This window comes from Planobispora longispora (assembly GCF_016863135.1).
GTDB lineage: Bacteria > Actinomycetota > Actinomycetes > Streptosporangiales > Streptosporangiaceae > Planobispora > Planobispora longispora.
In genome coordinates this window covers 127,316-145,869 of sequence record NZ_BOOH01000036.1, presented here as the reverse complement: position 1 = coordinate 145,869, position 18,554 = coordinate 127,316, and the positions used below count along the sequence as shown (strand labels likewise).

General features: G+C 72.7%; 18 protein-coding genes, 1 tRNA gene and 1 pseudogene. 9 read left to right on the top strand and 11 right to left on the bottom strand.

Going from position 1 to position 18,554, the window contains the following annotated elements:
- Positions 1–32 precede the first annotated feature (32 nt).
- Complete coding sequence (locus Plo01_RS21895) at positions 33–710, bottom strand: response regulator (protein WP_203892519.1); 678 nt, start codon at positions 708–710, stop codon at positions 33–35.
- Positions 711–819: 109 nt separating this feature from the next.
- Entirely contained in the window at positions 820–1,965 is a 1,146-nt protein-coding gene (locus tag Plo01_RS21890; RefSeq protein ID WP_203892518.1) for a sensor histidine kinase, read from the bottom strand.
- Positions 1,966–2,172: 207 nt separating this feature from the next.
- On the opposite strand from Plo01_RS21890, the gene Plo01_RS21885 reads away from it, so the two are divergent.
- The gene (locus tag Plo01_RS21885) at positions 2,173–2,871 is read left to right on the top strand and encodes a hypothetical protein (RefSeq protein ID WP_203892517.1); all 699 of its coding nucleotides are present in this window, start codon (positions 2,173–2,175) and stop codon (positions 2,869–2,871) included.
- Between the two features lie 191 nt (positions 2,872–3,062).
- On the top strand, positions 3,063–3,986 hold the full coding sequence (locus Plo01_RS21880; protein WP_239316820.1) for a DMT family transporter: 924 nt from the start codon (positions 3,063–3,065) through the stop codon (positions 3,984–3,986).
- An 84-nt stretch (positions 3,987–4,070) separates the two neighbouring features.
- Here the strand turns inward: Plo01_RS21880 and Plo01_RS21875 are convergent, their stop codons facing one another.
- On the bottom strand, positions 4,071–5,324 hold the full coding sequence (locus Plo01_RS21875; protein WP_203892516.1) for an FAD-dependent oxidoreductase: 1,254 nt from the start codon (positions 5,322–5,324) through the stop codon (positions 4,071–4,073).
- A gap of 72 nt (positions 5,325–5,396) precedes the next feature.
- Between Plo01_RS21875 and Plo01_RS21870 the strand changes: the two genes are divergently transcribed.
- The gene (locus Plo01_RS21870) at positions 5,397–6,005 is read left to right on the top strand and encodes a TetR/AcrR family transcriptional regulator (RefSeq protein WP_203892515.1); all 609 of its coding nucleotides are present in this window, start codon (positions 5,397–5,399) and stop codon (positions 6,003–6,005) included.
- Between the two features lie 116 nt (positions 6,006–6,121).
- On the opposite strand, the gene Plo01_RS21865 is transcribed toward Plo01_RS21870, so the two are convergent.
- The 3 genes and pseudogenes from Plo01_RS21865 to Plo01_RS41055 form a co-directional block, all read right to left on the bottom strand.
- Positions 6,122–6,730, bottom strand: a complete 609-nt coding sequence (locus Plo01_RS21865) for a GNAT family N-acetyltransferase (protein ID WP_203892514.1) — start codon at positions 6,728–6,730, stop codon at positions 6,122–6,124.
- Between the two features lie 43 nt (positions 6,731–6,773).
- Positions 6,774–6,938, bottom strand: a pseudogene (locus Plo01_RS41545) (hypothetical protein); the annotation flags it as partial.
- Between the two features lie 15 nt (positions 6,939–6,953).
- Positions 6,954–7,079 (bottom strand): YdeI/OmpD-associated family protein, encoded by a 126-nt coding sequence (locus Plo01_RS41055; protein WP_275415410.1) that lies wholly within the window; start codon positions 7,077–7,079, stop codon positions 6,954–6,956.
- A gap of 72 nt (positions 7,080–7,151) precedes the next feature.
- Between Plo01_RS41055 and Plo01_RS21860 the strand changes: the two genes are divergently transcribed.
- Genes Plo01_RS21860 through Plo01_RS21850 form a run of 3 tightly spaced genes read left to right on the top strand, consistent with a single transcriptional unit; the run spans position 7,152 to position 10,706 of the window.
- The gene (locus tag Plo01_RS21860) at positions 7,152–8,366 is read left to right on the top strand and encodes an acyl-CoA dehydrogenase family protein (RefSeq protein ID WP_203892513.1); all 1,215 of its coding nucleotides are present in this window, start codon (positions 7,152–7,154) and stop codon (positions 8,364–8,366) included.
- Complete coding sequence (locus Plo01_RS21855; protein ID WP_203892512.1) at positions 8,363–9,529, top strand: acyl-CoA dehydrogenase family protein; 1,167 nt, start codon at positions 8,363–8,365, stop codon at positions 9,527–9,529. Before Plo01_RS21860 ends, Plo01_RS21855 begins: the two co-directional genes overlap by 4 nt.
- A gap of 52 nt (positions 9,530–9,581) precedes the next feature.
- Positions 9,582–10,706 carry an acyl-CoA dehydrogenase family protein gene (locus tag Plo01_RS21850; RefSeq protein ID WP_203892511.1) on the top strand — a complete coding sequence of 375 codons (1,125 nt, stop codon included), beginning with the start codon at positions 9,582–9,584 and terminating at the stop codon, positions 10,704–10,706.
- Between the two features lie 253 nt (positions 10,707–10,959).
- Here the strand turns inward: Plo01_RS21850 and Plo01_RS21845 are convergent, their stop codons facing one another.
- Positions 10,960–11,589, bottom strand: coding sequence for a TetR/AcrR family transcriptional regulator (locus Plo01_RS21845; RefSeq protein ID WP_203892510.1), 630 nt, complete (start codon positions 11,587–11,589; stop codon positions 10,960–10,962).
- A gap of 113 nt (positions 11,590–11,702) precedes the next feature.
- On the opposite strand from Plo01_RS21845, the gene Plo01_RS21840 reads away from it, so the two are divergent.
- On the top strand, positions 11,703–12,518 hold the full coding sequence (locus tag Plo01_RS21840; RefSeq protein ID WP_203892509.1) for an SDR family NAD(P)-dependent oxidoreductase: 816 nt from the start codon (positions 11,703–11,705) through the stop codon (positions 12,516–12,518).
- On the opposite strand, the gene Plo01_RS21835 is transcribed toward Plo01_RS21840, so the two are convergent.
- A complete protein-coding gene (locus Plo01_RS21835) occupies positions 12,487–13,080 on the bottom strand; it encodes a TetR/AcrR family transcriptional regulator (protein WP_203892508.1) in 594 nt (197 codons plus the stop codon). The two genes, Plo01_RS21840 and Plo01_RS21835, sit on opposite strands and share 32 nt — an antisense overlap.
- 186 nt (positions 13,081–13,266) lie before the next feature.
- Between Plo01_RS21835 and Plo01_RS21830 the strand changes: the two genes are divergently transcribed.
- Positions 13,267–14,046, top strand: a complete 780-nt coding sequence (locus Plo01_RS21830; RefSeq protein WP_203892507.1) for an NERD domain-containing protein — start codon at positions 13,267–13,269, stop codon at positions 14,044–14,046.
- 78 nt (positions 14,047–14,124) lie between these two features.
- Here Plo01_RS21830 and Plo01_RS21825 read toward each other — a convergent pair whose 3' ends face one another.
- The gene (locus Plo01_RS21825; RefSeq protein WP_275415409.1) at positions 14,125–15,582 is read right to left on the bottom strand and encodes a vWA domain-containing protein; all 1,458 of its coding nucleotides are present in this window, start codon (positions 15,580–15,582) and stop codon (positions 14,125–14,127) included.
- A complete protein-coding gene (locus tag Plo01_RS21820) occupies positions 15,579–16,442 on the bottom strand; it encodes an AAA family ATPase (protein ID WP_203892506.1) in 864 nt (287 codons plus the stop codon). Before Plo01_RS21820 ends, Plo01_RS21825 begins: the two co-directional genes overlap by 4 nt.
- A 100-nt stretch (positions 16,443–16,542) precedes the next feature.
- Here Plo01_RS21820 and Plo01_RS21815 point away from each other — a divergent pair.
- Positions 16,543–16,616, top strand: a tRNA-Lys gene (locus Plo01_RS21815).
- A 65-nt stretch (positions 16,617–16,681) separates the two neighbouring features.
- Here the strand turns inward: Plo01_RS21815 and Plo01_RS21810 are convergent.
- A complete protein-coding gene (locus tag Plo01_RS21810; RefSeq protein ID WP_203892505.1) occupies positions 16,682–18,541 on the bottom strand; it encodes a glycoside hydrolase family 9 protein in 1,860 nt (619 codons plus the stop codon).
- Positions 18,542–18,554 lie beyond the last annotated feature (13 nt).

Genomic DNA, 18,554 nt, shown 5'->3' with positions numbered 1-18,554 from the left:
CGGCGCGGCCGCATCCGTCCAGGCGCCAGGCGTCAGGTGTCCTCCCGCTCGCCGGGGCGGACCAGCCCGCTCTCGTAGGCGAAGACGACCGCCTGGACGCGGGTGGTCAGGCCGAGCTTCATCAGGACGCGGGACAGGTGGGTCTTGACGGTCGCCTCGCCCAGGTGGAGCCGGGCGGCGATCTGGGTGTTGGTCAGTCCCTGAGCCAGCAGTCTCAACACGTCGGTCTCCCGGCCGGTGAGCGTGTCGAGCTCGGCCGCCCGGCCCGTGGCGCGGGCGGGGTCCGGCTGTCCGGCGAAGGCGGCGATCACCCGCAGGGTGACGGCCGGATCGAGCAGCCCTCCGCCGGCGGCGACCGTCCGCACCGCCTCGACCAGGTGCTCCGGCGGGGCGGCCTTGAGCAGGAAGCCGCTGACCCCCGCGCGGAGCGCGGCGGCGACGTGCGCGTCCTCGTCGAAGGTGGTCAGCACGATGACCTTGCTGTCCGGGTGGTCGCGCACGAGCCGCCGCGCCGCCTCCAGGCCGTCCATGCGCGGCATGCGCACGTCGATCAGCACGACGTCGGGGCGGGTGCGCGCGACGAGGTCGAGGGCCTCGGCCCCGTCGGACGCCTCGCCGACGACCTCGATGTCGGGCTCGATGCCGAGCACCATCCGCAGGCCCACGCGGATCATGGCCTCGTCGTCGACGAGGGCTACGGAGATCGTCATGTCGTCGTCCCTATCGGATGCGGGGGAGGGGGTCGCCGGATGTGGGGGGTGAAGGGGGCTGCCGGGCGCGAGGGGATCTCCTCGCCGGGTGCGGGCGGGGATGTCCGTGTCAGGTGCGGGGCAGGGGGAACCGGGCGCGGACGGCGAAGCCGCCGTCCGGTTCGCGACCGGCGTGCAGGCTGCCGTGCACCATGGCCAGCCGTTCCCGCATGCCGACCAGGCCGTGGTCGGTACGGCTCGCCGCCGGCTCGCGCGGCGCGAGCCCGGGGCCGTTCCGCACCTCCACGGTGAGCGCCTGAGCGGTGCAGCCGACGGCGACCGCGGTCGGGGCTCCGCCGGCGTGCCGCAGCACGTTCGTCAGCGCCTCCTGCAGCACCCGGTAGGCGGTGAGGTCCAGCACCGGCGGCAGCCGGGGCAGCTCGGCCGGGGCGTCCAGCGTCACCGTGAGACCCGCGGCGCGGACGTCCGCGACCAGCTCGTCGAGCCGGGCCAGCGACGGCACGGGGGCGGGACGTTCGCCGTCGACGCGCTCGCGCAGGATGCCGACCAGGCCGCGCATCTCGTCCACCGTCTGCCGCCCGAGGCGCTCCAGCCCGACCACGACCTCCTGCTCGGCCGGCCGGTCGGCGAGCAGCCGGCGCAGGCCGCCCAGCTGCAGGGTCATCACGCTGACCGAGTGGGCGACCGCGTCGTGCACCTCACGGGCGATGCGCGTGCGCTCCTGCGCGACGGCGGCCTGGGCGTTGGCCTCGCGCTCGGCGTCGAGGGCGGCGGCCAGCTCGGCCAGCTCGGCGGCCCGATCGCTGCTGCGCCGGGCCAGCAGCCCCATGAACCAGCCCGGCAGCAGGACGGCCGGGACGAAGAACAACTCCCACGCCGAGGCTCCGACGAGGGCCGTGCTGGAGAAGGACACTCCCGCGACGCACAGCGCCACGGCCGAGCGGCGCGGGGGTTCGCGCCGGCCCGCCCAGGCGACCGCCCCGATCATGCCGATCATCGTCGCGCCGCTGACTCCCGGAGCGTCGAACAGGACCATGCCCACCGGCAGGCAGACGGCCGCGATGACCGTGCCGGCCAGCGGATGCCAGGCCGCGACCATCAGACCGGCGCCCATCGCGACCCCGGAGATCCGGGTGGCCGCGGCGGCGGAGCCGAAGAAGCCGTCGAGCTCTGTCTCCAGTACGGCGAGCGCACCGACCAGAGGCCCGAACACCAGGGGAATGAGGCGCACGTCCCTCAGCCGGGTCATCGTCATAGCCACCGATCGTAATCGCGGCCGGTGACTGCCGATTCCGCCGAACGGGGGACCCTCGCAGCTCAACGGGTCCGTCGAACAGCGGACCCCGCCGGGATCCGTTCCGACGAAGGGCGGATCGATCACGGTGCGCAACGGCTGACGCGCCGCCGTACCTCCCCGCGAGAGGGTCCTTCTCACACCGAAACGCAAACCAAGAGGTACGAAATGAACCCCATTACCCAGCTTCCGGCGGACGCCCCGGCGGCGGAGTCCGAGCACACCGACCGGGCGGGCCGGTTCCTGCGGCTCGCCGGCGGCGCCGCCCTGATCGCCAGTCCCGTGCTGATGTTCGCCGGCATGATGACCTGCCCGCCGCAGGACTCCGACTCGGCGGCGGACTACATCACCTCGCTCGCCCGCGACTCCTTCCTGACCGAGCTCTCGGCGATCCTGCTGCACTACGGCCTGATCGTCGGCTCGCTCGGCGCGATGATCGTCCCGGGGCTGGTCCGCGGACGCAAGGGCCGGGGGCTGGCGGTGTTCGGCGCGCTGGCCGCCGCGATCGGCATGCTGAACGTGTCCGGGGCCGTACGCGACGACTGGTGGCGGATGGTCACCGGCCAGCAGCTCCCGCTGGACGCCGCGGTGCGGATCTCGGACACCGTGGACACCTCGTCGTTCATGCCGCTGTGGAGCGGCACGGAGATGCTGGCCTTCCTCGGCCTGCTCGCCCTCTGCGCCGGGCTCGCCCGCGCGGGTGTCACCGGCTGGTGGCTGACCGCGGTCTACCTCGGCGCCTTCGTCTCGATGATGTTCGTCCCGATCCACCTGACCTACGTGATGGGCGTCGCTTTCACGCTGCTGTTCCTGCCGCTGGGAGTCGCCGGGGTGCGCACCATCCAGCGCGAGCGCGCGGCCGCGTGACGCCGCCGCCGGGCGGCTGTGCGGCATCGTCGCCGCATCCGGTGGCCGCGTGAGGCCGTCGCCGGATGCGGCGGCCGTGCGGCACCGCCGCGGGGCACGGCAGGTCACTCCGTTCCGTCGGGATTTGACCTGTTTTATTACTGATCCCGCTCGGGAACGCCGTTATCGACTCACGCGGCACCCTAAGCTGGATGGATGACCCGAGTATCGCTTCCCTCCCCGTGCGCGTCCTCCCCTGGCGGGTGGCGATGACCTGGGTCGGCATCTCCATCGCTTTGGTCGGTGCGCTGGGCTACGCCCTGGGCGCCGCACTCCAGCAGTTCGAGGCGGTCGCCGAGGGCGCCTCGCTCAAGCTGATGAAACGCCCCCGCTGGTGGCTGGGCGGCATCATCGGGTTCACCGGCGCCTCCCTGCACGCGGTGGCGCTGAGCTTCGCGCCGCTGGTCGCGGTGCAGCCGATCAGCGTGGCGACGCTGGTGTTCGCGGTGCCCCTGGCGGCGATGCTGCACGGCCGCAAGCCGCACCGGGCGGAGATCATCGGTTCCGTCGCGGTGGCCGTCGGCCTGCTGGGGCTGCTCCTGCTGGTCCCCGTGCACTCCGTGACGCCGCACATGACGGGCCGGGAGGCCTTCGGGTTCCTCGGCTGCGTCGGACTGGTCGTGCTCCTGGCGCATCTGGCCGGGCGGAAGGCGACGGGTCCGACCAAGGCGCTGCTGCTCTCGATCGGGGCGGGCGCGACGACGGCCAGCGTGTCCACCTTCGTCCGGGTGGTGGGCGGCAACTTCGGCGGCGACTGGGCCAAGCTGCTCAGCTGGTTCACCCTCGCCGTGCCCATCCTGCTCATCTGCGCCACCGTGCTGTTGCAGAAGTCCTACGAAGTGGGATATTTCGGCATCGCTTACGCGGGAGTCCAGGTGTTCGACCCGATCACCTCGATCCTCGCCGGCGTCCTCCTGCTCGACGAGGCCGTGCCCTCCGGCTGGTCCAACGTCATTCCCGCGCTGCTCGCGGGGGCGCTCATGATCTGGGGGACGATGACCCTCGGACGGCTCGCCCCCGATCACGGCGCGCGCACCTCGGCTCCGGCGCCGGAGCCCGTCTCGGCCACGCGGTGACGGTGCGCCGGAGTCCGTCTCGGCCGTGTGCTGACGGGGCCCTGGAGCCCGTCTCGGCCACGCGCTGAGGGAGCCCCGGGCCTGTCACGCCGCGGGCGGGCGCCAGCCGAAGATGTCGTCGGCCGCGCCGGCCACCCTGCCGGGGGCGAGCCGGGAGGCCAGCGCCATCAGGGTGTCGCGCAGCCGTACGGCCAGCGGGTTGCGGATCTTTGTGGCGCGGTTGATCGAGGACGAACGGCTCACGATCTTCCAGGTCCGCTCCAGGCGGGCGGCGGTGTAGTGCGCCAGGCGGGCGGCGATGTCGTCCGCGGGTCCCTCGCCGGGCCCGGCGACGTGGGCGAGCACCACCGCGTCCTCGATCGCCTGGCAGGCGCCCTGGCCGAGGTTGGGCGTCATGGCGTGCGCCGCGTCGCCCAGCAGGGCCACCCGGCCGCGGTGCATCGCGGGCAGCGGGGTCGCCAGGTGGTAGACGTCGTTGCGCAGGACGTTCTCCGGCGAGGCCGCGGCGAGCAGGGCCGGGATCGGGGCGTGCCACCGGCCGAACAGGCGCCGCAGCTCCGCCAGCTGGTCGCCGCCCCCGGCTCCCGCCGGGACCACGTCCGTGGCGTAGCAGTAGGTCACGCCCCCGGCCAGCGGCATGATCCCGAAGACCCCGCCCGCGCCCCAGCTCTCGGACGCCTGGCCCGGGACGCCCTCGGCGGGGACGAGCACCCGCCAGCTCGTGGTCCCCGAGTAGACGGGCCCCGGGTGGCCGGGGAACAGCGCGCCCCTGATGGGGGAGTGGATGCCGTCGGCGGCCACCACCAGATCGGCCCGCAGTTCGATCGCGGTGCCGGCGGCTGCCGGGGCCGCGCCCCCCACGGCGTCCGTCGTGTGCTTCACGGCGTCCGTCGCGCTCTTCATGGCGTTCCCCGTCGTGTTCTCCAGGGCGCTCACCTGCCCGGTGGCGGGGTCCACGCCCGTCACGGCGGTGTTCAGCCGGATCGCGCCGGGCGCCAGCCGTGCCACGAGGATGTCGACCAGCTGTGCCCGGCGGAGCAGGACCACCGAGTCGCCGTACTGGGCGGAGACGGCCTCCGTGCTGGTCCGCGCCAGCCATCGGCCGCCGGCGCTCCGGACGCCGCCGTCACCCTGGACGGCCGAGAGCTTGCGGATCTCGTCGCCGGCGCCGATCGTGTCCAGGGCCCTGAGCGCGTTGACCGCGATGGCCAGCCCGGAGCCGACCGGCTCCAGGGACGCCGCCCGCTCCAGCACCGTCACCTCCCAGCCGCGCCGCTGGAGCGCCACCGCCGCGGTCAGCCCGCCGATTCCCGCCCCGACCACCACTGCGTGTGCCATGACCATCTCCTCACTACGGATGTAGTGAAGGTTACTACGCCTGTAGTCCAACTACAAATGTAGTATCGACGGGTGAAGTCCCAACGTGGTGAGCTGGTCGCGGACGCCGCCATCACCCTGCTGGTCGAGCGGGGGATGCGCGGGCTGACCCACCGGGCGGTCGACGAGGCGGCGGGCCTGCCGCCCGGCTCGACGTCCAACCTGGCGCGCACCCGCTCGGCTCTGCTGGAGCTGACCCTCGCCCGGCTCACCGAGCTGGAGGCGCGCCACTTCTCGGCCCTGCTCGAAGGCGGAGTGATCGACGAGGGCAGGGTGACCGACGAGGGCGGGGCGATCGGGGAACGCGGGCTGGAGGCGCTCGCGGAGTTGATGGCCCAGGCGTTGTGGGGGCAGCTCACCGCCGGGCGGCGCCGTACGATCGCCCGTTACGAACTCGCCCTGGAGGCCACCCGCCGCCCCGAACTGCGCGCGATCTACGACCGGGCGGGGGTGCGGTTCCGCGATCCCGCCGTCGCCGTTCTCGCGGCCGCCGGCTCCCGCGATCCGGTACGGCACGGCCGCCAGCTGGTCGCCTTCGGAGAGGGCATCATGTTCGACGCCGTCGCCGGGGCCGGGGCGGAGCCGGTCCTCGACGACATCCGCCTGGGGCTGAGGGAGCTGCTGCGGGGGATGCTGCCGTAGCCTGAGGGCGGAAAGACCGGGCCGCGGCCGGGGGGGTCCGGACGATGACCCGAACGGAGACGGGCCCGGCGGTGACCCGGGCGGGGCGGATCAGACGGTGACCCGGGCGGGGCGGATCAGACGGTGACCGGCGAGGTCCCGGCGGCGAGGCGGGCGGCCAGCCGGGCGCGGTTGGCCGGCCACTCCTCCTCCAGCATGCTGAAGTAGACCGTGTCCCGCCAGGTGCCGTCGGGGCGGCGGCGGTGACGGCGCAGCGTTCCCTCGTAGACGCAGCCGAGGCGGCGGATGGCGGCCTGCGAACGGGTGTTGAGATGGTCGGTCTTCAGCTGGACCCGGTTGAACCCGAGCCCGAAGGCGTGGTCGATCAGCAGGATCTTGCACTCGGTGTTCACCGCGGTGCGCCAGACGGCCCTGCCGTACCAGGTCCAGCCGATCTCGACGCTCTCGTCGTAGCCGGGGACGTCGATGTAGGTCGTCCAGCCGACCGCCCGCCCGCTCTCCTTGAGGATCACCGCGAACGCGACGTGCCGGCCGTCCTCGATCAGGTGGCGGGCGATCGCCGCCAGTTCCCCCTCGGTCCTCGGTGCCGGGCCACCCTGCCAGCGCCATACCTCCTCGTCGCCGCCTCCGGCCGGGAACAGGTCGGGAATGTGGTCGAGGGTGAGCGGCTCCAGCCGTACGGCGCCGCCTTCGAGAGTGACGGGGGAGGGCATGTTCGCGGTCATGCGCCCGACCTTAGGAGGGGAGTGGACCTGCCAGTAGGTCCACTCAGGGCGTTTTCCCGGGTGCCACCCGCGGGGTGGGCGGGGCGACCTCGGCGATGTTCACGGCGCTCCAGGTGCTGCGCGCCTTGCGGGGAGTGAAGCGGATCGTGTAAGCGTCAGGGGAGAGGCTCCTGCGCACGCCGTCGATCCAGCCGGAGCACAGGGCCTGCTCGACCGGTTCGGGTCAGGTGACCGACGGGCGGCCGGCGCCCTTCTTGCAGAACCCGGCCAGCGGTTCGGTCTCGGTGGCGTGGCGCTTCTCCAGCCAGGCGCGGAAGTCCGCCGGGGTGGTGAAGAACAGGGGCTCCATGTGCCCGCTGGTAGCGGTCGACAGGCATACCGTCCGGTCGGTACGCTCCGGGTGAGACCGTGAGGAGGACCCATGGATTTCGGGTTCGACGCCAGGACCGAGGAGCTGCGGGAGCGGCTCCTGGGGTTCATGGACGAATGTGTTTACCCGGCGGAGGAGGCGTTCGAGGCCCAGGCGGCCGAGAGCGGGTGGGCCGCCCCGCCGCTGCTGGACGACCTCAAGGAGGAGGCGCGCAAACGCGGCCTGTGGAATCTCTTCCTCCCGGGTGAGCACGGCGCCGGGCTGACCAACCTGCAGTACGCGCCGCTGGCCGAGATCATGGGCCGCTCGCCGAGGATCGCGCCCACCGCGACCAACTGCGCCGCTCCGGACACCGGCAACATGGAGGTGCTCTCCATGTTCGGCGACGAGCGGCAGCGCAAGGAGTGGCTGGAGCCGCTGCTGCGCGGGGAGATCCGCTCGGCGTTCGCGATGACCGAGCCGGACGTGGCGTCCTCCGACGCCACGAACATCTCGCTGTCGATCGTGCGCGACGGCGACGAGTACGTGATCAACGGCCGCAAGTGGTTCGCGTCCGGCGCGATGAACCCGAACTGCCGGATCCTCATCGTGATGGGCAAGACCGCCCCGGAGGCGCCCTCGCACCGGCAGCAGTCGATGGTCCTGGTCCCGCGCGACACCCCCGGGCTGGACATCCGGCGCGGCATGCACGTGTTCGGCTACACCGACGCCGACCACGGCGGGCACGCCGAGATCGACTTCAACGACGTACGGGTGCCGGCGGCCAACCTGGTCGGCGAGGAGGGCGGCGGCTTCGCGATCGCCCAGGCCCGGCTCGGGCCGGGCCGCATCCACCACTGCATGCGGCTGATCGGGATGGCCGAGCGGGCCGTCGAGCTGATGTGCGCCCGGGCCCTGTCCCGGACCACGTTCGGCAAGCCGATCGCCCAGCAGGGCGTCGTCCAGGACTGGATCGCCGAGTCGCGGGTGCGGATCGAGCAGCTCCGGCTGCTGGTCCTGAAGACCGCCTGGCTGATGGACACCGTCGGAAACCGCGGCGCCCACACCGAGATCCAGGCAATCAAGATCGCCACTCCGCGGGACGTGGAGTGGATCCTCGACAAGGCCATCCAGGTCCACGGCGCCGGCGGCGTCAGCCAGGACTTCCCGCTGGCCGGGCTCTGGGCCGGGGCGCGGTCGCTGCGCCTGGCCGACGGACCGGACGAGGTCCACAAGCGCTCCTTGGCATATCGCGAACTCAAGAAGCACATGGGAGACCGTTCATGACAGGCGACGACGTCGCATCCCTGGCCAGGGAGTTCCTGGCCGCGCACGACCCGGGCGACCGGCTGGAGTTCCTGCGGGCCCGGTTCGACGCCGGACTGGCCTGGGTGCACTTCCCCGAGGGCCTGGGCGGCCTCGGCCTCCCCCGCGAGCTGCAGCTGGTCGTCGAGCGCGAGCTCGCCGGGACGCCGCAGCTCGACACCGGGGTCCAGGGGATCGGCCTGGGCATGGCGGCGCCGACGATCCTGGCGTTCGGCACCGAGGAGCAGAAGAAGCGGTTCCTGCGCCCGCTCTGGACGGGCGAGGAGATCTGGTGCCAGCTGTTCAGCGAGCCCGGGGCCGGGTCCGACCTGGCGACCCTCGCCACGCGGGCGGTCCGCGACGGCGACGAGTGGGTCGTGGACGGGCAGAAGGTGTGGACCTCCGGGGCGCACCATTCCCGCTGGGCGATCCTGGTGGCCAGGACCGATCCGGACGTGCCCAAGCACCGCGGCATGACCTACTTCGTGTGCGACATGCACGCGCCGGGCGTCGAGGTCCGGCCGCTCCGGCAGATCACCGGTGAGGCCGAGTTCAACGAGGTCTTCCTGACGGGCGTACGGCTCGGCGACGACCTGCGGCTCGGCGAGATCGGCGACGGCTGGCGGGTCGCGCAGATGACGCTGATGAACGAGCGGGTCGCCATCGGCGGGGCCCCGGTGCGGCGCGGCGGCGGCATGATGGGCGTGGTGACCGAGACCTGGCGGTCCCGGCCCGAGCTGCGCACCCACGACCTGCACCGGCGGCTGCTGCGGCTCTGGGTGGAGTCCGAGGTGACGCGCCTGGCCGGGACGCGCCTGCGCGAGCAGCTGTCGGCCGGGCAGCCGGGGCCGGAGGGGTCGGGCATGAAGCTCGCCTTCGCCTCGATCAACCAGGCGCTGTCCGGGCTGGACGTGGAGCTGCGCGCGGAGGAGGGCCTGGAGTACGACGACTGGTCCTTCCGCCGCTCCGAGAGCGTCGACTTCTTCGGCCGCGGCCCCGGATACCGCTACCTGCGTGCCAAGGGCAACTCGATCGAGGGCGGCACCTCGGAGATCCTGCGCAACATCGTCGCCGAACGCGTGCTGGGCCTGCCGTCGGAGCCCCGCGTCGACAAGGACGTCCCCTGGAAGGACCTGCCCCGATGACGACCGCGTGCGGCAAGCTCCGCGCAGCGAATGATGAAGTGGTGAGCGACTGATGACACTGCTGTACACCGAGGTCGAGGAGGAACTCCGGGCCTCCGTCCGGGATCTGCTCGCCGACCGTTGCGGGCCGGACGCCGTGCTGAAGCGGATCGAGTCCGACGCGCCGTACGACATGGACCTGTGGAAGACGCTGGCCCATCAGATCGGGGTGGCCGGGCTGCTCGTGCCGGAGGAGTACGGCGGCGCGGGGGCGACGGCGCGTGAGGTCGCGGTGGTGCTGGAGGAGCTGGGGCGGGCGGTCGCGCCGGTGCCGTTCCTGACCAGCGCGGTGCTCGCCACGAAGGCGCTGCTGGAGGTGGGCGAGGAGGACTTGGTCCGGGAGCTCGCCTCGGGTGACGTCACGGCGGCGCTGGCGGTCCCGCTGTCGGCCTCGCCGTACCGGCCGCTGCCGGAGACGGTGACGGTCGGCGAGGACGGCACGCTGAGCGGGCAGGTGCGCGCGGTGGCGGGCGCGGACGTGGCCGACGTGCTGCTCGTCCCGGTCGGCGCGGAGCTGTACCGGGTGGCGGCCGAGCACGCCCGCGTCGAGGTCGTGCCCTCGCTGGACCTGACCCGGCCGATCGCGACGGTCACCTTCGCCGGCGCTCCCGCGACGGCCCTCGGGCGCTTCGACGCGCGGAGGGTGCTGGCGTTCGGGGCGGGCCTGCTCGCCTCCGAGCAGCTCGGCGTGGCCGAGTGGTGCCTGGACACGACGCTGGCCTACATCAAGGAGCGGCACCAGTTCGCCCGGCCGATCGGGTCGTTCCAGGCGATCAAGCACCGGATGGCGGATCTCTGGCTCGACGTGGTGCGGGCCCGCGCGGCCGCGCGCAACGCCGCCGACCTGCTGGCGGCGTCCTCGGCCCCGGCCTCGGACCCGCCCGCGCCCTCCGGCGCGAGCGGCGGGGCGGGCGCCGACGCGGAGCTGGCGGCGGCGGTGGCGGCGGCGTGGTGCTCGGAGGCGACGCTGCACGTCGCCGAGGAGAGCGTGCAGCTGCACGGCGGCATCGGCATGACCTGGGAGCACCCGGTGCACCTGTACCTCAAGCGGGCCAAGGCGGCGCAGATCGCGCTGGGCGCCCCGGGCGCGCACGAGGACGCGGTGGCGGAGCTGGCCGACCTCCCCGGCCCGGTCTGAGCGCCCTGACCGAATGGGAGGGGGCCGAGCGCTCTGCCTGAATGGGACGGGGCCCGAGCGCCTCGCCCGAGCATGACGGCCGACGACCCCGGGACAGGCGCCCGGGGTCGTCGGACTTTCCCGGCGTGTTTTCCCCGCATCGCTTTCTCCGGGCCGGCCTCTGCCCGGCGGCTCTCTCCAAGGCCGGTCCTCCTGGATCGCCTTCCCCCGGGCCGTCTCTCCCGGATCGAGCTTTTCCGGCCGGTTCCTCGCGTCAGCTCCCTGGGCCCAACCCGCGCAGCAGGGTGTCCATGACGCGGGTGGCGAGTTCGTCGATGTCGGCGTCCGTCTCGGCGGGGGCGGCCTCGCCGGGCGCGCCGGCGTGGCCGGAGTATGCCCCGTGGGCGGCCTCGGTGAGGAGCGCCAGATAGACCCGGCGGACCCACAGCGGATCGGCGTCGGGGCGGATGACCCCCTCCTGCTGGGCGCGGCGGATGACGACGTCGCACTTGCCGATCGTGTCGGCCTCGATCCGGGCGGCCTCGGCCCGCGCCTGCTCGCCGGAGAGCGGGCCCTGGCCGGTGAGGGCGAAGCGCCAGCCGGACTTCACCCGCAGCACGTTCGCGGTCGCCTGGTACATCGCCACCTGGGGCGGCGCGGTGGCGGGCCGCGCGGCGTCCACCGCCTCGGCGATCTCCTTCCAGGCCGCCACCGTCATGATGTCGATCAGCGCCTCGCGGCTGGCGAAACGCCGGTGGATGGTGGTCCTGGACACCCCCGCGGCCTCGGCGATCTGCTCCATCGTCGCGCCGGGGTTCTCGCTGAGCACCCGCTCGGCCGCCTCCATGATCGTCCTGATGCTGCGCTCGGCGTCCGCCCGCAGCTTACGGCCCGTCGTACTCATGCTCAGAAGTTACACCACCGACTCTGTTCACCTTCTATCTGCAACATTGATGTTGCAGATATTGAAGAAGATGATACTTTGTTGACACAGAAAGACGGAGATGGGAGATCATCATGGTTGGAACCGCCCTCGTGACCGGCGCCTCCTCGGGCATCGGCGCCGAGTTCGCCCGCCAGCTCGCCGGCCGCGGGCACGACGTGGTGCTGGTGGCCCGCTCGGCCGACAGGCTGGAGCGGCTGGCCGGCGAGCTGCGGCAGGCGTACGGCGTGCGGGCCGAGGTGCTCGTCCAGGACCTCGCGGATCCGGGTGCGGCCTCGGCGATCGCCGGGGAGCTGGCCGCCCGCGGGCTGACGGTGGACGTGCTGGTCAACAACGCCGGGTTCGGCACCGCCGGGCGCTTCGAGGAGATCGAGGCGGAGCGGGAGCACGACGAGCTGATGGTCAACGTCGTCGCGCCGGTCGGCCTGACGCACGCGCTCGTGCCGGGCATGCTCGCCCGCGGACGCGGCGCGGTCGTGAACGTGGGATCGACCGCGGGCTTCCAGCCCTCGCCGTTCTTCGCGACCTACAGCGCGTCCAAGGCGTTCGTGCTCAACTTCAGCCTGGCGCTCTGGAGCGAGCTGCGCGGCCGGGGGGTGCGGGTGCTCGCCGTCACCCCGGGGCCGGTCGAGACCCCCTTCTTCGAGGTGATGGGGACGCGGGAGGCGGCGATCGGCGCGCGGATGAACACCCCCGAGCGGGTCGTCCGCAGCGCGCTGCGCGCCCTCGACCGCGACCGGGGCTACGTCGTGCCCGGGTTCGGCAACATCGGCCTGGCCCACCTGATGCCCCGCCGCCCGCGCAAGCTCATCGCCCTGATCGGGCGGATGGTCACCCGGAAGGTGGTGGCCTCTCCGGTTACTCCGGCTTCTCCGGCCGTAGCGAGGTGAGCAGCAGGTCGGCGAAGTGGGCGCCCAGTCCGGCGCCGGAGATCGGGCCCTCCGGGCTGTACCAGGTGCCGAGGTGGTGGACCGAGCCGAAGAAGAAGTCGACCACGATGTCGGCGGGGATGTCGTCGCGGAAGACCCCCTCGCGCTGGCCCTCGGTGACCAGGTCCCGGAAGCGCTCGTGGTAGACGCGGCGCTCGGCCCGCACGCTCTTGCGGGTGTCCGGCGCGAGCAGGTGCATGGAGCGGAAGAAGATCTTGGAGTCGTCCAGGTTCTCGACCGTGGTCCGCACGACGTCGGCGGCGGCCGCGTGCAGACGCTCGGCCACCGGTCCCGGGGCGTCGGCGAAGTGGTTGAGCCGGTCTGTCTGCAGGCGCAGGACGCGGGCGTAGATCTCGTGGAGCAGATCGTCCTTGGAGTCGAAGTAGTGGTACATGGCGCCCTTGGTGACGCCCGCAGCGGATACGATTTCCTGCACCGAGGTGCTCTCGAACCCCCGCTCGGCGAACAGGCGGGTGGCCTCGCCGAGCAGACGTTGCCGTACCGGCTCCTGATCCTGGCTCATCGTTTTCCCCTCATGTGATGGGACAAGCATACCGACTGGTCGGTCAGCTGAGGGGCGGGATGGCGAGGGCGTGTTATTTCCGTCACTTTCCCATGCCTGGAGCCCCCACTTGGGTATTTGATTACCAAGGATCTCCGACGCCGCAGATCCGTTCCCCTCCCACCACTCGACCCTCGGGGGTTCGCTGTGCCTGGCGGATCGATCTACGTGCCGGATGCCGACCGGCTCCACGGGTTGTCACCGCAGGTGATGTACGAGCAGTACTGGCGGAAAGAGGCCAAGGAACGCTGGAAGCTGCGAGGGATCAAGGCCGCGGTCGGCCTGGTCGCGGGCGTCGCGCTGGGCTACCGGTTCGAGCTGCCCGCGCCGGTGCTGGTCGGGCTCCTGCTCGGGCTGGCGGTCGGCGTCGCGGACGGGATCGTGGCCTGGCGCTCGTACGAGGCCACCGCGGTCTGGCGCGGCAGGCGCCGGGGCGAGACCGTCACCGGCAGGCTGCTCCGCCGCAGGCTCGGCAGGCGCGGCTACCGGATCCTCGGCGGGCGGGCCGTTCCCGGCCAGGCCTCGGCGGACCACCTGATCATCGGTCCCGGCGGCGTGTGGATCGTGGACAACGAGTCCTGGGATCCCGACACCGAGATCGCCACGTACGGCGGGCGGCTGTTCTTCGGGGAGAAGTACGGCTCGAAGGAGGCCGCGGCCCTCGTCGGCGTCGCCGGATCGCTGGCCGAGGTGCTCAGCCGCGAGTCGGGCGTGTCCGTGACGATCGAGCCGCTGATCGCGGTGCACTGCGGGAAGCTCGTGCACGGCGCGGACCGGCGGCGCACGGTCACCGCCGAGGGCGTCACCCTCCTCAAGCCGCGCCACGTGGCCTCCTGGGTTCTCGGAGCCCCGCGCCAGGAGCTCGACGAGAGCCAGGTCGAGGTGCTCGCCCGTACGGCGGCGCGTGTGCTGCGGCGGATGAGCTGACCCCTCCCCGCGGCCGGGCACGCTCCCGGGTCTGAGCCCCGGGTTCCGGGTCCGAGCCCCGGGTTCCGAGCCGGGGCGTCAGGCGAGTTCCTCGACGAAGGCCGCGAGCTGGGCGACGTTCCGGCACTCGCGCATCGGCACGACCGCGCCGTAGGCCGTCGCCACCGAGTCGCCGGTGTCCCACTGGTTCACCGGCTCCGGATTGAGCCAGTAGGCGTGCCGGGCGCCGGAGCTCAGGCGCTTGAGGGTCTCCAACGCGGGCGGCTGGTAGTTGGACCGGGCGTCGCCCAGGATCAGCAGCGAGGTCTTCGGGCCGACGGCGTCGCCGTACCGCTCGGCGAAGCGCTCGAAGGCGTGGCCGTAGTTCGTCCGGCCGAAGCGGACCATGTCGGCCTCGGAGGTCAGCCGGGTCATCGCCTCGACCACGTCCGCGCCGGGCACGAAGAAGCGGGTGATCTCGTCCACCGTGTCCACGAAGCCGAACGCCCGGACCTTGGTGAACTGCTCGCGCAGCGCGTAGGTCAGCAGCAGCGTGAAATGGGCGAACGAGGCGACCGAGTCGCTGACGTCGCACAGGACGACCAGCTCGGGCTTGTGCGGACGCTTGGGCTTGAGGTGCGTGGTCAGCGGGACGCCGCCGGTGGACAGCGAGGCCCGCACGGTGCGGCGGAAGTCCAGGCGGCCCCGGTGGCCGAGCCGGTGCTTGACGGTCAGCCGGGCGGCCAGGCGGCGGGCCAGCGGGTAGACCTCCCGGCGCAGCTCGGCGAGGTCGGCCCGGGTGATCCGGAGGAAGTCCAGCTGCTCCAGCGGGGGCCGTACGGCCGAGCGCGCGATCCGCTCGATCCCGGAGTCCTCGGCGATCCGGCGGCGGACGTCGGTGGAGACGGCGTCCTTGAACCGCTCGATGTTGCGCTCGATCCGCTGCCGGGCGACCTTCTCGGCCAGGCCGCCCCGTTCCTGCCCGGCGAGGACCTCGGCCAGCAGGCGGGCCATGAGCGTCTCGGGCGACAGGGCCCGCAGCACCGGGTAGGAGAACCAGTTCTGCCGTCCCGGGCTCGCGGGCTGGCGGCCGAAGCGCTCCACCATCGCGCGGGCGAAGGCGTTCATCTCGTCGCCCGGGCCGTCCTCGGCCGCGAGCAGCCCGGCCAGCCGGTCGCGGAGCTCGGGCAGCTCGGCGGTCTCCGGGTCGAGGTCGTCGCCGGCGTCGGGACCGGGGCGGGAGCCGTACAGGCCGGTGGTGGCGGGCGGGAACCACAGGTCGAAGAGGGTGTCGAAGCCGGGCCGGTGCGAGGGCCGCTTGACCAGCGTGGCCGCGTACGCGGCGCGCAGCGACTCCCGCTCGGTCAGGTCGATCACCGTCAGCGCCCGCGCCGCGTCGAGTCCTTCCGCCAGCGAGACGGGCAGCCCCACCTCGCGCAGCGCGTGCACGAACCCGACGTGCCGCCCCAGCAGCCCGCCGTGCCCTTCCCCGCCGTGTCCTTCCGCGCCGCCGCCGGTTCCGCCGGCCGGTCCCGCCGGGCCGCCCCGCTCACTCACAGCCCGAGTTCCTTGCGGGCCCGCGCCTGGTCGGAGGCGTGCTTGAGCACCACGCCGAGGGTGGCCCCCGTGGTCTCCTCGTCCAGTTCGGTCCGGCCCAGCGCGAGCAGGGTGTTGGCCCAGTCGATGGTCTCGGCGATCGAGGGCGCCTTCTTCAGCTCCAGGGCGCGCATCGTGGCGACGGTCCGGGCGAGCTGCTCGGCCAGCTCGGCCTCGATGCCGGGCACCTGCGCCAGCACGATGTCCCGCTCGCGCTCCGGCGTCGGGTACTCCAGGTACAGATAGAGGCAGCGCCGCTTGAGCGCCTCCGACAGCTCGCGGGCCGCGTTGGAGGTCAGGACGACGTACGGCCTGCTCACGGCGGTGATCGTGCCCAGCTCCGGGATCGTGACCTGGTAGTCGGAGAGGATCTCCAGCAGCAGTCCCTCCACCTCGACGTCAGCCTTGTCGGTCTCGTCGATCAGCAGGACCGTGGGCGTCTCGGTGCGGATCGCGGCCAGCAGCGGCCGTTCGAGGAGGAACTCCTCGGTGAAGATGTCGTCGTGGGTGGTGCTCCAGTCCCGGTCCCCCTCGGGCCCGGCGCCGGCCTGGATGCGCAGGAGCTGCTTCTTGTAGTTCCACTCGTACAGCGCGCGGGCCTCGTCCAGCCCCTCGTAGCACTGCAGCCGGATGAGCCGCGCCCCGGTGGCGGCGGCGACGGCCTTGGCGAGCTGGGTCTTGCCCACGCCCGCCGGGCCCTCGGCGAGCAGCGGCTTGCCGAGCGCGGAGGCGAGGAAGACCGAGGTCGCGATGGCGTCGTCGGCGAGGTAGTCCACGGCGGTGAGACGCTCACGGACGTCGGCGGGCGAGGCGAACCACATGTGTGCTCCCAGACAGAACCGAATGTTGTTCTAGCTTACCCGGTCGAATCAATCGATTTCGAAGCACACCGGCGAGTGCGCTATCCTTCAAGGGCTTCACGCGCCGCTAGCTCAGTTGGTTAGAGCAGCTGACTCTTAATCAGCGGGTCCGGGGTTCGAGTCCCTGGCGGCGCACAGCGCAAGACCCCGTGCCGATCCTCTCGGCACGGGGTCTTCTCTTTTGGGCTCAGCCCGTCGGTTCAGCCCTTCGACGTCAGCGTGAGCGCGTACAGGGCGATCGCGGCGAAGTCGTCGGCGGGCTCCGACGCCTGCCACGAGCGCACGTCGTCGACGAAGCGGCTGCCGCGGCCGGTGAACGGGGCGTAGCGGTCCACGCCGTCCGGGGGGCACGCGGCCATCTCCTCGAAGTGGCCGCCCAGACCCCCGTCGAAGTACGACGTGTCGTTGGGGCCGTTCACCACCGCGCCGACGGCCTGCTCCCCGGTGAGGTTGGCGATCTGGTGATGCGGGCACCGGATGGGGTTCTCGCCCACCCCGGCGACGAAGGAGACGCCCCACGGATTGCCGCCCAGCGCCCAGTTGCGCTGCGCGGTGCCGAAGGCGTCGTAGGAGCCGTCCCCGGTGACGTCCCGGTACAGCCGCGAGGTCGCGGCCAGCCCGAAGGCGTGCGGCACGGAGTCGAACTGGTCGTACCGGGCCCCGGCGCGGAACGGGTCCGCCGCCGCGCGCTCCGCGCCGATGTCCAGCTGGGCGCGGATCCCGCCGATCAGGTCGGCCTCGGTGACCGCCAGGCCGGCGGCGCGGGACTTCCGCAGCGCCCGCACCAGGTCGGCGTGGGCCAGGGCGCTCACGTCGTACAGGTTGAGCGTGTCCCCGGACTCGTGCCGCATGTACTCCGCCGCCCAGCGGGCCGACTGCGCCAGCCACCCGGACGCGCGCGGGTCGCCCAGGCGCAGCGCGGCCAGCGCCAGCTCGGCCCCGCCCAGCTCCATGTCGTCGCGCCAGACGCTCTCGGGGTAGAAGGCGTGCGGGAGCGAGGTCACCAGCGTGCCCACGTCGTCGGTCCCGGCCATCGCGTAGACGGAGGCCGCCTGCTCCAGCAGCCGCCTGGCCCGGGTGCGGGACGGCTCCAGCTGGGCGGCCAGCGCGAAGGCGGCGGCGGTACGCCCCGCCAGGTTCGGGCTGATCTTCTCGCCGGGCGGGGCGGCGCGGAAGACCGGGCGGTTGCGGATGAACTGACGGCCGGGGCCGGTGTCGCCGTCGTCGGCCTCCGGGAGGCGCCAGATGTCGTGGTCGCCGACGAAGGTGCCCTCGGCGTCGCCCGCTCCGATGCCGACCTGGATGTAGAGCGTCCGGGACTTCTCATCCCACATCTTGTCCAGATATCTCAGACCGTGGGAGGCCTCACGACGGAGGCGGGGATCGGGGTTGCCGTCCCGCCTGGCCGCCCACAGCAGGGTGTCGACGTAGGCCAGGATGTGCGTGAACTTCAGGTAGTCGCCCGCGTCGAACCAGCCGCCCTCGACGTCGACGGGCCCGCCGATCCGCCGGAGCCCGCCCTTGATCTGATCGGTGTCGGGCCCGGTGAAGACCGGCCACTCGTAGACCGAGGCCGCCCGGTCGTTGAGGTGGCTCGGTTCGCGCTGGGCGTCGGCGCCGTCGCGCTGGCGGCCGAAGAAGGCGACGACCTTGGCCGCGGGCCCGAGGAACGACAGGGCCGGCGCCACCGTGAACTCGGGGGACGTGACCGCCCCCACCTTGATCCGGTAGCTGCCCGGCACGCGGAGCGCGGTCAGGTCCACGTCGTAGACGTGAGGGTACTTCTCGTTCCACGCGCCCAGGTCCCGCCCGGCCGTACCGCGCAGGACCACGCGGCCGCGGCGGTCGACGACCGTGAACCGCGGGTCCGCGACCGCCGCCGCGGACATGAACGAGGCGTGCTTCGCCTCCCGGGGGGCGAAGCCCACCTGGTCGACCCGGACGAAACCGGAGGACGCCGGGTCCCCCGGGGCCGGGCTCGGGGACGCCGGTTCGGCCAGAGCCGGGCCTGCCGTGGTCAGTACGGCCAGCGCGAGCGCGGCGGCCAGGGGTCTCTTCACCGGATCCTCCAAG

Coding starts and splice junctions, on each gene's coding strand:
- Plo01_RS21880 (WP_239316820.1), top strand. CDS start 3,063: ATGGATGACCCGAGTATCGCTTCCCTCCCCGTGCGCGTCCTCCCCTGG.
- Plo01_RS21850 (WP_203892511.1), top strand. CDS start 9,582: ATGACACTGCTGTACACCGAGGTCGAGGAGGAACTCCGGGCCTCCGTC.
- Plo01_RS21855 (WP_203892512.1), top strand. CDS start 8,363: ATGACAGGCGACGACGTCGCATCCCTGGCCAGGGAGTTCCTGGCCGCG.
- Plo01_RS21895 (WP_203892519.1), bottom strand. CDS start 710: ATGACGATCTCCGTAGCCCTCGTCGACGACGAGGCCATGATCCGCGTG.
- Plo01_RS21820 (WP_203892506.1), bottom strand. CDS start 16,442: ATGTGGTTCGCCTCGCCCGCCGACGTCCGTGAGCGTCTCACCGCCGTG.
- Plo01_RS21845 (WP_203892510.1), bottom strand. CDS start 11,589: ATGAGTACGACGGGCCGTAAGCTGCGGGCGGACGCCGAGCGCAGCATC.
- Plo01_RS21865 (WP_203892514.1), bottom strand. CDS start 6,730: ATGACCGCGAACATGCCCTCCCCCGTCACTCTCGAAGGCGGCGCCGTA.
- Plo01_RS21840 (WP_203892509.1), top strand. CDS start 11,703: ATGGTTGGAACCGCCCTCGTGACCGGCGCCTCCTCGGGCATCGGCGCC.
- Plo01_RS21835 (WP_203892508.1), bottom strand. CDS start 13,080: ATGAGCCAGGATCAGGAGCCGGTACGGCAACGTCTGCTCGGCGAGGCC.
- Plo01_RS21875 (WP_203892516.1), bottom strand. CDS start 5,324: ATGGCACACGCAGTGGTGGTCGGGGCGGGAATCGGCGGGCTGACCGCG.
- Plo01_RS21860 (WP_203892513.1), top strand. CDS start 7,152: ATGGATTTCGGGTTCGACGCCAGGACCGAGGAGCTGCGGGAGCGGCTC.
- Plo01_RS21885 (WP_203892517.1), top strand. CDS start 2,173: ATGAACCCCATTACCCAGCTTCCGGCGGACGCCCCGGCGGCGGAGTCC.
- Plo01_RS21890 (WP_203892518.1), bottom strand. CDS start 1,965: ATGACGATGACCCGGCTGAGGGACGTGCGCCTCATTCCCCTGGTGTTC.
- Plo01_RS41055 (WP_275415410.1), bottom strand. CDS start 7,079: ATGGAGCCCCTGTTCTTCACCACCCCGGCGGACTTCCGCGCCTGGCTG.